This is a genomic window from Pseudomonas sp. R15(2017) (genome assembly GCF_002112685.1).
Taxonomy (GTDB): domain Bacteria; phylum Pseudomonadota; class Gammaproteobacteria; order Pseudomonadales; family Pseudomonadaceae; genus Aquipseudomonas; species Aquipseudomonas glycinae.
Map to the genome: position 1 here is coordinate 171,507 of NZ_NEII01000012.1, position 13,154 is coordinate 184,660.

A 13,154-nucleotide genomic window follows, 5' to 3' on the forward strand; every position below is an offset into this window, starting at 1 on the left:
CAACATAAGGACAGAATATTGAACGCGGAAATGGCATCAAGAGCGCTTCAGTGAAGCCGTTGAACACGGATTGTGAGCAATTGGCGCAAGCCTACGCCCGTGTCTACTCCGGCAACCTGGCAATCACCTTGATCTCGAACTGAAACCCATACAGCCACGTCACGCCGACTGCGGTAATCGTCGGATGCGGCGCCTCGCCCCAGAACTCGGGCACTACTTCCCAGATGGTTTCGAAGGTCGATTGCGGGTCGACCATGAACACCGTCACGTCCACCACGTCATCGAAACTGCCGCCGGCCGCGCCGAGAATGGCATTGAGGTTGGTGAAAGCCAGTCGCACCTGTTGTTTCAGATCCGGCTCCGGCGAGCCGTCCTCAAGGCTGCCGACCTGCCCGGAGACGAACAGAAAACCGTTGGAACGGACCGCCGGGGAGTAGCGATTGCGCTCGTAAAGCGCATGGCGTCCAGGCGGGAAAACCACGTCGCGTTTTGGCTGGGCACGGGTCATGGGGTGTCTCCTTCAATGGGTTGAAACCTGTGATGGAGCAACTGTAGGGGCTTGCCTCGGCGCGATAAACGCGCAACCTTGGCGATCACTGTTTGCAAATCCCGAACAATCGAGCCGCTATGAGGTGGGGTATGGACCGTTTTGACGCGATGCAAGCCTTCGCCCGAGTGGTAGAGGCGGGCAGTTTCACCAAGGCTGCCGAGACCCTGCACATGAGCAAGACCACCGTGACCCAGCTGATTCAGCAACTGGAGGCGCGGCTGCGAGTGAAGTTGCTCAACCGCACCACGCGCAAGGTCAACGTCACGGCGGACGGTGCGGCGTATTACGAGCGGGTGATCAGGTTACTCGCGGACATGGACGACGCTGAAACCAGCCTTCCCGGCGCGACGGCCCAGCCCAAGGGGCGCTTGCGAGTCGACGTACCCAGCCCCCTGGCCAATCTGATTCTGGTGCCGGCACTGCCTGAGTTCTGTGCGCGATATCCGGAGATCCAGATCGACATGGGCGTCAGCGACCGGATCGTCGACATCATCGATGAAAACGTTGACTGCGTGATCCGCGGCGGGGAGCTGCGGGATCAGTCATTGATGGCCCGTCGGGTCGCCGATCTTGAGCTGGGTGTTTATGCCGCGCCGAGCTATCTGGCCCGGGCCGGCACCCCGACGCATCCCCTGGAACTGGAAGACAGCCATCACCGGGTGGTCGGTTTCCTCTGGGCGCGCACCGGCAGGCCGGTGCCTTACGCCTTGCGCAACGCAACCGAAAATCTGCTGATCAAGGGTCGACATGTCCTGGCGGTCGATGACGGCAACGCCTATCTGGCGGCAGGCCTCGCCGGGCTGGGAGTGCTCTGGCTGCCTCGCTATATGTCAGCAGAGCACGAGGCCCGGGGTGAACTGGTGGCGCTGTTCGAGGGCTGGGCGCTTGACCCGATGCCACTGTACGTTGCGTACCCGCCGAACCGGCATATCAGCCAAAAGCTGCGGGTATTTATCGATTGGACCGTGGAATTGATGGCCAAGCGTGCCAATGGCGCGGAACTTGCTCGCGGCGCTCTCGGACTGTCAAAAAAATAGCGAATAACGGCAATCACAAAAGTCGACAGTCTGGATGCACCGCTATTCACCCCCAGGAGCGTCACTCGCAATGAATATGTACATCGATATTGTCGGCGCGTGCAATTTGAGCTGCCCTTCGTGTCCGATGGGTAACTCGGAAAATGTCAACTTCAAGAAAGCCATGCAAGTTGACATGTTCAGGAAGATCGTCGAGAAGGCCCGAAACGAAGGGGTCGAGGCGATCTTTCTGTATAACTGGACCGAGCCGCTGATCCACCCGCGAATTGGCGAGTTTGTCGAAATCATCAACGCGGCCGGTCTGCGCAGCGGTATCAGTTCCAACCTGAATCTGGCGAAAAACATGGAGACGGCGATGCTCGCCAATCCATGGTTCTTCCGTATCTCGCTATCCGGGTTTTATCAGGAGACGTACGAACAGGGCCATGTGGGCGGTGACATTGAAGTCGTCAAGGCCAACATGATCAAACTGCATGAGCTCAAGCAGCAACATGGCTTGAACACGCGGATCGAGGTCTATTACCACCGCTACCTGGACAACATGGAAGAAGAAGGGCTGATGCGCGAATTCAGCCAGAGCCTGGGCTTTCAGTTCTCGACCGGTTATTCAGTGATGATGCCGCTGGAGAAGACGCTGGCGCTGATCGAGCGCGACCCGTCGGTGACCGATACTGATCGCGAGACCCTGCAGCGACTCGCGTTGCCGCCCTACGACGACCTGGTCAATCTGGTCCGCCAGTACCCCCAGCAGGCCTGCACGCTCAAGGATGACTGGCTGGTGCTCGACTGCAATGGCAACACCATCCTGTGTTGTTCGATTTTCAATCAGACCGAATATCAGGTGGGCAAATACCTGGACATGCCGCTGGCGCAACTGACCGAACGCAAGTCCACTCAGTCGAACTGCATCGACATGTGCAATCGCTGCGCGAACAACGGATTGCACATCTACTCGGCGCACTCCAACCGGGGACCGCTCGAAAGTCACGCCGTCAACCGGATTATCGACTTTCAGCGACGCACGATCATGGGGTTGCCAGTTGACAGCGACAGGCTTGGTCGCAATGGCGAAGTCAGTGCCGAGAACTTCGACGAAGCGCAATACCTGCATATGAATCAGGACGTCAGGAACGCGATTTCCACGGGTGCCTTCACCAGCGGTTATCAGCATTACGTACTGTTCGGTCGACTGGAAGGCCGGCTCGGCGCCGGTCATTTCACGGCGGTCTGAACCCGCGGGGCGGGTTCTGCCAGCTGAGTTGTCAGCCATTGACTGAAGCATCGCGCCATCGGGTCGTTCTCGCTGTCGCGGTGCGTCAGCAGCGCCCAGTTCGGGCCGCGAATGGTTTGCTCCACCATTGGCTGCAACAACCCGTTTTGTTGCGCCTGACGGCTGAGCAGCTGACTGACCAGCGCAATCCCCAGACCTGAACACGCCGCGTCCAGCAGCAGCCCCGGATCAGAGAAATTCAAGCCCTGATCCTGCTGGCCGACATCGATCCCCGATTCCACCGCCCAATGGCTCCAGTCCATTTCCCGCTCGCCGTGCAGCGTCGTCCGCTGCGCGCTCGGCACGCTCAGCAGGCTCGGGTGACACGCTGGATAGAGGCGGTCTGCGTGCAACACCTTGAAGCTGCATTCAGCCTGGGAACTGATGTCGTCGCGCACCGCCAGATCGATGGTCTGGGTCGCCATGTCCGGCACCTCATCGGTGCTGAAAATCCACAGGTCCACATTCGGATGTTGACGGCGGAAATCCCCCAGGCGCGGCAGCAGCCAGTGCCGGGCAAACGCCGGCGTGGTGTTGAGCACCAGTTGATTGGGTTTCTGGTATTGCCCCAGCCGCCGGATGCCGACGGCCAGTTGCTGCAGCATGGCCTGGGTGGTGCTGAGCAGATCGTGGCCGGCGTCGGTCAGGCTGACGCTGCGTCCGCTGCGGAAAAACAGCGGTTGCTCGAGGTACGCCTCAAGGCTGCGGATCTGCTGGCTGATGGCCGATTGCGTGAGGCTCAGTTCCTCGGCGGCCTTGTGAAAGCTGCCCAGCCTTGCGGCGGCTTCAAAGCCTCGCAACGAGCTGAGGGGTGGCCAGTGTTTGAGCATGTTCGATAAGTTCCTCTAATCAGTTTTCCGCTAAATCCATCGTTTGTTTGCCCGTAAGGCCGCCATTAGCATGCACGTCAACGCCGCCGAGGCTGATTTCATTGAACACAATGGCTTAACTCAAAGGGCTTTTTACCATGCAGCAGAACAAAAACAACAACAGCGGTTGGATGATGCCGGCAGAGTGGGTGACGCACGCGGCGACCTGGATGGTCTGGCCCCACAATCAGTCCCTGTGGGAGTCGGGCTGGGGCGTCACGTTGCCGTTGGTGCAGGAAGATTTCGCCCGCGTCGCCAATGCCATCGCCCGGTTCGAACCGGTGAAAATGGTCGTCGATCCGTCGGCTATCGCCAGCGCCAAAGCCTTTTGCGGGCCGAAGATCGAACTGATTCCGCTGGCAGTCAACGACAGCTGGTGCCGCGACTCCGGCCCGAGCTTCGTGGTCCACCCGGCGCAAGGTCTGGCCGGGGTGAGTTGGCGCTTCAACGCCTGGGGCGGCAAGTCGGCTCACGATCTGGACGAAAGCCTGGCCCGTCGTGTGCTCAATCACCTGGGCGGCGAGTGCTTCGGCACCGCGTTGAGCAACGAGGGCGGCGCGATCCACGTGGACGGCGAGGGCACGTTGATCACCACCGAATCGGTGCTGCTCAACCCCAACCGCAACCCCGGCGTGAGCAAGGCCGAGATGGAAGAGATCTTCGGTCGTCTGCTCGGCGTGAAGAAAACCATCTGGCTGCCGGGCGATCCGGATTACGTCACCGGCGACATGACCGACGGCCACGTCGATGGCGTCTGCGCCTTCGCTCGTCCCGGTGTGTTGCTGGTGGACGCGACTCACGATCGCAGCTCGGTGTACGCCGAAGTGGTGCGGGAAAACCGCCGCGCACTGGAACTGGCCACCGACGCCCAAGGCCGCAAGTTCGAACTGATCGAACTGTATGAAGCCACCGATGCAGTGGACACCGAAGCCGAAGTGTTCTGCGCCTCGTACACCAACTTCTACATTGCCAACGGCGCGATCATCATGCCGGCGTACGGCATCGAGGCCGACCATGTCGCGGCAGAAACCTTGGCCAAGGCCTTCCCGGGGCGCGAAGTGGTGCCGGTGCGGATCAATCACCTGGCCCATGGCGGAGGCGGTGTGCACTGCATCACCCAGCAACAGCCCGCCTGGCCGGTGGAGGGTTGATTGATGACACTGCTCAAAGTCGCCACCACCCAGATGCCGTGCACCTGGGACCTGAAAAGCAACCTCGACCGCGCCGAGCAGTTGGTGCGTGAAGCGGCCGCACAGGGCGCACAAGTGATCCTGTTGCAGGAGCTGTTCGCCACGCCGTATTTCTGCATCGAGCAGAGCCACCATCACATGGCGCTGGCCGAGGAGTACCGCGACAGTCAGGTGCTGTCGCGCTTCGCCGCACTGGCCCGTGAACTGGGCGTGGTGTTGTCGCTGAGCTGGTATGAGAAGGCCGGCAACGCCTACTTCAACTCGCTGAGCGTGGCGGATGCCGACGGGCGCCTGTTGGGCGTGTACCGCAAGACCCATATCCCCAACGCCATCGGCTATCAGGAGAAGGAGTATTTCAGCCCCGGCGACACCGGTTTCAAAGTCTGGGACACCGCGTTCGGCCGCCTCGGCGTCGGCATCTGCTGGGATCAGTGGTTCCCGGAAACCGCCCGCTGCCTGGCGTTGATGGGGGCTGAAGTGCTGTTGTTCCCGACCGCCATCGGCTCGGAACCGGGCTGCGCGGATCTGGATTCGCGCGACCACTGGCAGATGACCATGCGTGGCCACGCGGCTGCGAATCTGCTGCCGGTGATCGCCTCCAACCGCGTTGGCCGCGAAGTGGCCGGCACCGATGCGACGCTGCAAATGAATTTCTACGGCTCGTCGTTCATCTGCAACCACAAGGGAAAAATGCTCGCCGAAGCCGATCGCGCCAGCACCGGTGTCTTGGTGCAAAGCCTGGATCTGGCAGCCATGCGTGAAGATCGCCTGAGCTGGGGCATCTACCGCGACCGTCGTCCGGAAATGTACGGCGCATTGCTGAGCCAGGACGGCCGTCACCTTAACGCCCGCTGGAATCCTCAAGGAGTCTGATATGCCTACTTCACACAAGTGGTTGCTGGGCGCTCTGGGCCTGGCGCTGGCCGGCCTGATGCCGGCCGTGCACGCCGAAGACAAGACGTTGCGGCTGTACAACTGGGCGGATTATTTCGCTGAAGACACGCTGAGCAAATTCACCGCTGAAACCGGGATCAAGGTGATCTACGACGTGATGGACGGCAGCGAAACCCTGGAAGCCAAGATGCTTTCCGGTGGCAGCGGCTACGACCTGATCTTCCCCGGCGACACCGTGGCCGAACGCCTGATGCGCGCCGGCAGCCTGTTGCCGCTGGATCCTTCGAAGCTCACCGCGATGAACGATATCGAACCGGGCCTGCAAAAACTGCGCAGCCATTACGAGCATTCGAACAAGGCCACCGTGCCGTACACCTGGGGCACCATCGGCCTGACCTACAACGCCGAGCAGATCAAGCAACGCATGGCCGACGCGCCGGTCAACAGCCTCGACATGCTGTTCAAACCGGAACTGGCGGCCAAATTCGCCGACTGCGGGATTTCGATGATCGACTCGCCGGACGAAGTGCTGGCCGTGGTGCTCAACTATCTGGGCCGCGACCCGCGCAGCGCCAAGCCTGCGGATCTGGCGGCGGCCAGTGACTTGCTGATGAAACTGCGGCCGTATATCCGCAAGTTCCAGTCGCAACCGGTGACCGATCTGGTCAACGGCAACCTGTGCCTGTCCCTCGGCTACAGCGGCGACATGACTCAGGCCCAGCGCACTTCGGACAGCGCCGGCAAACAGACCCGCTTCCAGTACCGCGTGCCGCGTGAGGGCACCACGGTGTGGATGGACACCATGGCCATTCCGGTCGATGCCAAGCACCCGGAATACGCCTACGAATTCATCAACTTCGTGATGCGCCCGGAGAACATGGCCGCGATCAGCAATTTCACCGGTTACCCGACCTCCAACGCCAAGGCCCGGCCAAACGTGGATGAGGCCATGCGCAACAACCCGGACATCTACCTCGACGAAGCGACCTATGCTCGTCTGATACCGGGCAAGGATATTCCCCAGGCCGACATGCGCGCCCGCATGCGCACCTGGACCAAGTTCAAGACCGCCACTGCACAGTGATTTTTCCGGGCTGCCTTGGTGGCCCCTTACCCATCAGGAACGTACACATGCCGACTCGTCGCGAGTTCATCAAACAGGTTTCAGTCGCCGCCGGCGCAGGCGCTGCCGTCATGGGCCTTGGCCTGTCCCCGGCGCGCGTGCTGGCGGCCAGTGAAGGGCGTTGGTTCATGCCCGACGAGGGCGACAAACACGAACGCGCCTACATGGCCTTCGGCGCGCAGGACGCGATCTGGGAAGACTTCACCGAAGACGTTCAGGAAGCGCTGGGCCGGATCGCCCGCGCCATCGCCCACTACGAACCGCTGACCATCTACTGCCGCAGCGGCGAACGCAGCCTGGCCGAAGAGATTTGCGGCACGTCCAACATCACCTACCAGATCGCCAACCTCGACGACATCTGGATGCGTGACATCAGCGCCAACTTCGTCATCGATGAAAAAAACGGTCTGGGCGCGGTGGACTTCAACTTCAGCGGCTGGGGCAACAAGCAACAGCATTCGAAAGACGCGAAGATCGCCAAGCGCGTGGCGGCCGATGCGCAGGCGACCTACCAGCGCAGCGAACTGGTGGGCGAGGGCGGCGGCATCGAAGTCGACGGCCACGGCACCGCGATCATGACCGAAAGCTGCTGGATCAACGAAAACCGCAACCCCGGCTGGAGCAAGGCCGACGTCGAGGCGGAACTGAAAGCACGCCTCGGTCTGCGCAAGATCATCTGGCTGCCGGGCATCAAGGGCAAGGACATCACCGACGCGCACGTCGATTTCTATGCACGCTTCGTCACGCCCGGCGTGGTGATCGCCAACCTCGACACCGACCCGCGCTCCTACGACAACAAGGTCACCCTGGCGCACCTGGAAATCCTGAAAAAGGCCACCGACGCTGACGGTCGCCCTTTGCAGATCCACACGGTTTCGCCACCGCTGAAACCGCGCAAGACCAAATTCAACAGGGACAATGACGATTTTGCGGCCGGTTACATCAACTATTTCGTGATCAACGGCGCCGTGATCGCCCCGGAGTTCGGCGACAAGGACGCCGACAAGAAGGCCTTCGACCTGCTGAAAAAACTCTACCCGGACCGCGACGTGGTGCAGATCAATATCGACGCCATCGCCGCCGGCGGTGGCGGGATTCACTGCGTGACCAGTCACCAGCCGGCGTAAGGCTCAGCGTCTGCGCACCGCCACGCATTTGATTTCCACCAGCAACCCCGGGTGAGCCAGTTCGCTGACGCCGATGCAGGTCCAGGCGCAGAAGCCTTTGGGGAATACGCGGTTTTTCACTTCGCGAAACACCGGCATGTGTTGGCTCATGTCGACGTGATAGGTGGTCATCTCCACCACATCGTTGAACGTGCAGCCACCGGCCTGTAGCACCTCTTCGAGGTTTTCCCAGGCGCGGATGAATTGCTGCTCGGGGTCTTCGATGACTTGCATATCCGCGGTGCGGCCCACCTGGCCGGCGCAATAAAGTGTGTCGCCGACCAGAACCGCCGGGGCGTAGCCGGCGCGTTCGACGATGGTTTTCATGGAGTCGGGGATGATGATTTTGCGATCGGGCATCGTGTTTTCCTTCAGTGACGGATTTCAGCGACCGTGCGCGGCCGCCTTCAACTGCTCGGTATCCACCCTAACGAACACCGAATCACCCACCGCCGTCAGCACATCCCCGGCGTAGACCTCGCAGATCACCCGGGTCTTGCGTCCGACTTCTCCTTCGACTTTGGCCTTCAACGTCAGCGGCACGCCCATCGGCGTTGGCTTGATGAACTTGATGCCGAGGTTGCCGGTGACGCAGTTGATGCGTGGCTGGCTTTCGGGTTCGCGTTGCTCGTCGCGGTAGTGATAAGCCATCGCCGTCCAGTTGGAATGGCAGTCCACCAGCATCGCGATCAGGCCGCCGTAGACCAGCTCCGGCCAGCCGCAGTATTTGGCTTCGGGCACATGCTCGGCCATGACGTGCACGCCGTCTGCGTGCCAGAAACTCTTGATGTGCAAACCGTGCGGGTTGCTGCTGCCGCAGCCGAAACAAACGCCCTCAGGGGCGGCGGTGTCTTGCAGGGAGGTGTCGGGGGTGGCCATGCCGGAGTCATCCTTAAACTGTTAGCTGAACCGCGCGGATTCTAACCCCGAACAAGGACAATGCGTTGCCAAGGATGAGTGGTGATGCCGTTTGCGTCGGCCGGCGCGATGCTACTAGCCCCGCTGCGTCAAGCTGCGTTGAAACTCTTCAAAACTGCACGGCAGGCTGGTGGCTTTGCGTTTTTTCGATTTGTCGTGCTCGTCGGGCAATTGATCGCTCAATTCCCAGACCTCAAGCATCTTCGCGTATTCGAAGGCGTGGCGCGGGCTGCTCTGAATCCATTGCTGAAACGCCTGACGCTCGTCAGGCGTGCAGGTTTCATCTTGCAGACGCAGGCACCAGTGCGCCGCTTGATTGAGGATTTCGTCATCGGCGTCTTGAGGGTTTTGGAGGTTCATTGACTGCTTCCAGGTTGGCCGGTGAGGGCACTTTACCCTGACTCTTGCAAAAAAAACGTCAAATGTCGGCGGGGATTTAGCTTGTCTGACGGACAGAACGCGCGCCCGCCGCGCAGGATGAGAGTCTGGCGCGTCGGGCTTGAGTACACCGGGAGGGTCACCTTGGTGGCCGGGAATAGGAGCGCGCGGACGTTACCAAGGGAGAATGACGCCGATGTGACTCCGTTCGATGCTGTGCGTGAACGCCATGCACAGCATCGAACGGAGTTGGGTCAGGTGTGATGAATGTCCCGATCCTTGGTCTCCGGCATGAAGAAGATCCCCAGAATCGCCGTCATCACCGCAATCACGATCGGGTACCACAAGCCGTAGTAGATATCCCCGGTGGCCGCGACCATCGCAAACGCCACCGTCGGCAGGAACCCGCCGAACCAGCCGTTGCCGATGTGATACGGCAGCGACATCGAGGTGTAGCGGATGCGCGCCGGGAACAGCTCGACCAGCCACGCGGCAATCGGACCGTAGACCATGGTCACGTAGATCACCAGAACGGTCAGCAGGAGCAGCACCATCGGGTAATTGGTCTTGGCCGGGTCGGCTTTTTCCGGGTAACCGGCTTCTTTCAGCGCGGCGCCGAGGCTGGCAGTGAACGCGTCGTTACGGGTCTTGAAGTCGGCGGCCGGCAGGGTCGTACCTTCGAAGCTTTCGATGACTTTGTCGCCGATACGCACCTGGGCCACGGTGCCCGGTTCCGCCACCACGTTTTCGTATGGGATCGCCCGTTTCGCCAGGATGGTTTTCGCCAGATCGCACGAGCTGGTGAATTTGGCCTTGCCCACCGGATCGAACTGGAACGAGCACTGGTCGGGGTTGGCGATCACTTTGACCGGGTTCTTCTCCTGGGCGACGAACACGTCGGGGTTACCGTACTGGGTCAGCGCGTGGAAGATCGGGAAGTAGGTCACCGCCGCCAGAATGCACCCGGCCATGATGATGCCCTTGCGCCCGATGCGGTCGGACAGGCTGCCGAAAATCACGAAGAACGGCGTGCCGATCAGCAGCGAACCGGCGATCAAAAGATTGGCGGTCTGCGGGTCGATCTTCAGGGTTTGCAGCAGGAAAAACAGCGCGTAGAACTGCCCGGTGTACCAGACCACCGCTTGGCCTGCGGTGCCGCCGAGCAGGGCCATGATCACGATTTTCAGGTTGTCCCAACGGGCGAACGACTCGGTCAGCGGGGCTTTCGACGACTTGCCTTCTTCCTTCATTTTCTTGAACACCGGCGACTCGTTCAGTTGCAACCGGATGTACACCGAGACCGCCAGCAGCAGGATCGACAGCAGGAACGGAATCCGCCAGCCCCAGGCCTCGAACGCTTCGGTGCCCAGCGCGGTACGGCAGGCGAGGATCACCAGCAACGACATAAACAGACCCAGGGTCGCGGTGGTCTGAATCCATGACGTGAAATAACCGCGTTTGCCCTTCGGCGCATGCTCGGCCACATACGTCGCCGCACCGCCGTACTCACCGCCCAGCGCCAGGCCTTGCAGCAGGCGCAGGGTAATCAGAATGATCGGCGCCGCGACCCCGATGGTCGCGTAACCAGGCAGGAACCCGACAATCGCCGTCGACACACCCATGATCACGATCGTGATCAGAAACGTGTGCTTGCGCCCGATCATGTCGCCCAGCCGCCCGAACACAATCGCCCCGAACGGCCGCACCGCAAAACCGGCGGCAAAGGCGAGCAGGGCGAAGATGAACGCCGTGGTCTCGTTCACCCCGGCAAAGAAGTGCTTGGCGATGATCGCCGCCAGGGAGCCGTAGAGATAAAAGTCGTACCACTCGAACACCGTGCCGAGGGACGACGCAAAGATGACCTTGCGTTCCTCTCGGCTGACACTGTGGTGCGGGGCACTGCCTGTGGACATGCTGTCGAGTACTGCCATGGATGTTCTCCGTCGAGCTTGTTGTTATAGGCCGGAGCACTTCATCAACGTCGCGTACCCGTGGCCTGTGGCGGATGCCGGATCAGGTGTTTCGTGGAGCGTGCACAGAATCACCGCCCCGCGCGGGAGGGCGGGGTTTCATTGAGCATAATTGGGATTGGGGGGATATCCAGTTGGGGGGGGCGGTACCGATGGAGCGGGATTGGCTGGTTCTGGGGGAATGATTTAAAGGGGCTTGCGCTGGTGATTTCTTATAGTTATTCAGAATTCTGGTTGTTCTGAATCAGTATTAAAAACTGTCATTTCTGTCAGGTGCGATGGCGGCTGTTTGTGCAGATACTTTGTCAGGTAAAGGAAAAGAACGTAAATCTGTTTCCATTGTTTGTTTTTAAGGATGTTACTCATGAATACTGTAACGATTTTGGGTTTGTTGGCAAACGTAACTGATACTGAAATTGGGGATAAGTTACGGGAGAAGTGCGGAATACACTCTGTTGCTAGTATTGAGAGAAGTGGTGATGGAACTCGTGCGAAAGTTGTATGTGTGCTTCCACAGCCGAAGCAAACTCAAGAGAAACTGATGGTTGAAGTGTCTTCTCGAAAAAATCTTCTATGGGAGTATCTCGCGCGCTGAACCAAACAAATCAAAAGGGGACAAATTTATTTAGTCGTCCCCTTTTGATGTCAAACACTTTTCTCTGGTCGTCCTCGGTCTCTGAATTGAATGCGTCTCCCGGTGATGTTCTCAATTTCGTCGACGAATCTCAGGTTTCCAGTCAGTTGGCCCCGCTGACGTGCTCCTCTTATGAATTGCAATTCATTGGTGGGTGTCGCCATCTCAACAAACGATTTATAGCGTTCACGCCGTTTGGCATCCGTAAGCCCTGGCTTCATAAAGCAGGGATCTTTGTCCAGCCATGTGGATTCAGAAAAATCGCATAGACGCAGAGCAAAGCTTGACCAACGATAATCCTGCTCGCGCCACCATGCGGGCTCGCACTGGGTTTAGCTCGATGTAGCGACCGCAAGCCAATAGATAGGTGTCGGATTGAACGACGCTGGATTGGTAGCGACGTTCCCACAGCGTCCCGGTCCTCCCCTCAACCTTGTTGCGATACCGCGTCATCCGCCCAGCGAGGGCTTTCATAAGCTGTTCAAGGCTGGATGTTGACTCCCCTGGGCGAGCAGCAAGTGGACGTGGTTGGTCATCAATCAGTAGGCAAAAACTTTTATGCCCAATGCTTCCTTGAGCTCGAACAGGTCAATGTATTCACCTGGGAGGAGGGAGTCACTAAATGAATATGAGTTGTTTGCTTCTTATGTTTTTTTAGAATTTCTGTGGTTCTGAATCAGTATTAAAAACTGTCATTTCTGTCAGGTGCGATGGCGGCTGTTTGTCCAGATACTTTGTCAGGTGAAGGAAAAGAACGTAAATCTGTTTCAATTGTTTATTTCAAGGAGATTGCTCATGGCGACTGCAAAAATTATTGATTTGCCGGAAGGGATGAATGATGCTGAAATTCAGAAACAATTACGGATGCACCAGCCAGTGCTCATTTCTAAATTTGAAAGGAGTAGCGATCGAACTCGCGCGGTATTTGAGTATGAGGTTCTGCGGCCGAAGCTAGCTCAAGAGAAACTTATGGATAGCGCATATTTTTTTCAAGGCGAATTTTCATGGAGGAGTATCGCGCGCTGAACCAAACCAATCAAAAGGGGACAAATTTATTTAGTCGTCCCCTTTTGATGTCAAACACTTTTCTCTGGTCGTCCTCGGTCTCTGAATTGAATGCGTCTCCCGGTGATGTTCTCAATTTCGTCGACGAAT

At 59.0% G+C, this 13,154-nt stretch carries 14 protein-coding genes and 1 pseudogene; 8 read left to right on the forward strand and 7 right to left on the reverse strand.

What is annotated here, in order from left to right:
* Positions 1 to 103: 103 nt before the first annotated feature.
* Positions 104 to 508, reverse strand: coding sequence for a RidA family protein (locus tag CAF77_RS23405; protein ID WP_064381939.1), 405 nt, complete (start codon positions 506 to 508; stop codon positions 104 to 106).
* Positions 509 to 639: 131 nt separating this feature from the next.
* On the opposite strand from CAF77_RS23405, the gene CAF77_RS23410 reads away from it, so the two are divergent.
* Entirely contained in the window at positions 640 to 1,587 is a 948-nt protein-coding gene (locus tag CAF77_RS23410) for a LysR family transcriptional regulator (RefSeq protein ID WP_085655369.1), read from the forward strand.
* 76 nt (positions 1,588 to 1,663) lie between these two features.
* Positions 1,664 to 2,818, forward strand: a complete 1,155-nt coding sequence (locus CAF77_RS23415; RefSeq protein WP_371915626.1) for a radical SAM protein — start codon at positions 1,664 to 1,666, stop codon at positions 2,816 to 2,818.
* Here CAF77_RS23415 and CAF77_RS23420 read toward each other — a convergent pair.
* A complete protein-coding gene (locus CAF77_RS23420; protein WP_085655367.1) occupies positions 2,800 to 3,687 on the reverse strand; it encodes a LysR substrate-binding domain-containing protein in 888 nt (295 codons plus the stop codon). The two genes, CAF77_RS23415 and CAF77_RS23420, sit on opposite strands and share 19 nt — an antisense overlap.
* A gap of 137 nt (positions 3,688 to 3,824) precedes the next feature.
* Here CAF77_RS23420 and CAF77_RS23425 point away from each other — a divergent pair, with 137 nt between their 5' ends.
* The 4 genes from CAF77_RS23425 to CAF77_RS23440 are packed head-to-tail and all read left to right on the forward strand — an operon-like array spanning position 3,825 to position 8,060.
* Complete coding sequence (locus CAF77_RS23425) at positions 3,825 to 4,877, forward strand: agmatine/peptidylarginine deiminase (RefSeq protein ID WP_085655366.1); 1,053 nt, start codon at positions 3,825 to 3,827, stop codon at positions 4,875 to 4,877.
* Between the two features lie 3 nt (positions 4,878 to 4,880).
* The gene (gene aguB, locus CAF77_RS23430) at positions 4,881 to 5,789 is read left to right on the forward strand and encodes an N-carbamoylputrescine amidase (RefSeq protein ID WP_085655365.1); all 909 of its coding nucleotides are present in this window, start codon (positions 4,881 to 4,883) and stop codon (positions 5,787 to 5,789) included.
* A gap of 1 nt (position 5,790) precedes the next feature.
* Positions 5,791 to 6,894, forward strand: a complete 1,104-nt coding sequence (locus tag CAF77_RS23435) for an extracellular solute-binding protein (protein ID WP_085655364.1) — start codon at positions 5,791 to 5,793, stop codon at positions 6,892 to 6,894.
* A 47-nt stretch (positions 6,895 to 6,941) separates the two neighbouring features.
* Complete coding sequence (locus CAF77_RS23440; RefSeq protein ID WP_085655363.1) at positions 6,942 to 8,060, forward strand: agmatine/peptidylarginine deiminase; 1,119 nt, start codon at positions 6,942 to 6,944, stop codon at positions 8,058 to 8,060.
* A 3-nt stretch (positions 8,061 to 8,063) separates the two neighbouring features.
* Here the strand turns inward: CAF77_RS23440 and CAF77_RS23445 are convergent, their stop codons facing one another.
* The 4 genes from CAF77_RS23445 to CAF77_RS23460 form a co-directional block, all read right to left on the reverse strand.
* Positions 8,064 to 8,459, reverse strand: a complete 396-nt coding sequence (locus CAF77_RS23445) for a RidA family protein (protein WP_085655362.1) — start codon at positions 8,457 to 8,459, stop codon at positions 8,064 to 8,066.
* Between the two features lie 24 nt (positions 8,460 to 8,483).
* On the reverse strand, positions 8,484 to 8,978 hold the full coding sequence (locus CAF77_RS23450) for a PaaI family thioesterase (protein ID WP_085655361.1): 495 nt from the start codon (positions 8,976 to 8,978) through the stop codon (positions 8,484 to 8,486).
* 114 nt (positions 8,979 to 9,092) lie between these two features.
* The gene (locus tag CAF77_RS23455) at positions 9,093 to 9,377 is read right to left on the reverse strand and encodes a DUF4880 domain-containing protein (protein ID WP_085655360.1); all 285 of its coding nucleotides are present in this window, start codon (positions 9,375 to 9,377) and stop codon (positions 9,093 to 9,095) included.
* 272 nt (positions 9,378 to 9,649) lie between these two features.
* On the reverse strand, positions 9,650 to 11,326 hold the full coding sequence (locus tag CAF77_RS23460; protein WP_041475232.1) for an MFS transporter: 1,677 nt from the start codon (positions 11,324 to 11,326) through the stop codon (positions 9,650 to 9,652).
* Between the two features lie 403 nt (positions 11,327 to 11,729).
* Here CAF77_RS23460 and CAF77_RS29135 point away from each other — a divergent pair, with 403 nt between their 5' ends.
* Positions 11,730 to 11,960, forward strand: coding sequence for a hypothetical protein (locus CAF77_RS29135; protein ID WP_139831624.1), 231 nt, complete (start codon positions 11,730 to 11,732; stop codon positions 11,958 to 11,960).
* Between the two features lie 50 nt (positions 11,961 to 12,010).
* Here CAF77_RS29135 and CAF77_RS29580 read toward each other — a convergent pair.
* Positions 12,011 to 12,589, reverse strand: a pseudogene (locus CAF77_RS29580) (transposase); the annotation flags it as partial.
* Positions 12,590 to 12,794: 205 nt separating this feature from the next.
* On the opposite strand from CAF77_RS29580, the gene CAF77_RS23470 reads away from it, so the two are divergent.
* Positions 12,795 to 13,025 (forward strand): hypothetical protein, encoded by a 231-nt coding sequence (locus CAF77_RS23470; RefSeq protein ID WP_085655359.1) that lies wholly within the window; start codon positions 12,795 to 12,797, stop codon positions 13,023 to 13,025.
* The last annotated feature ends 129 nt before the right edge of the window (positions 13,026 to 13,154 follow it).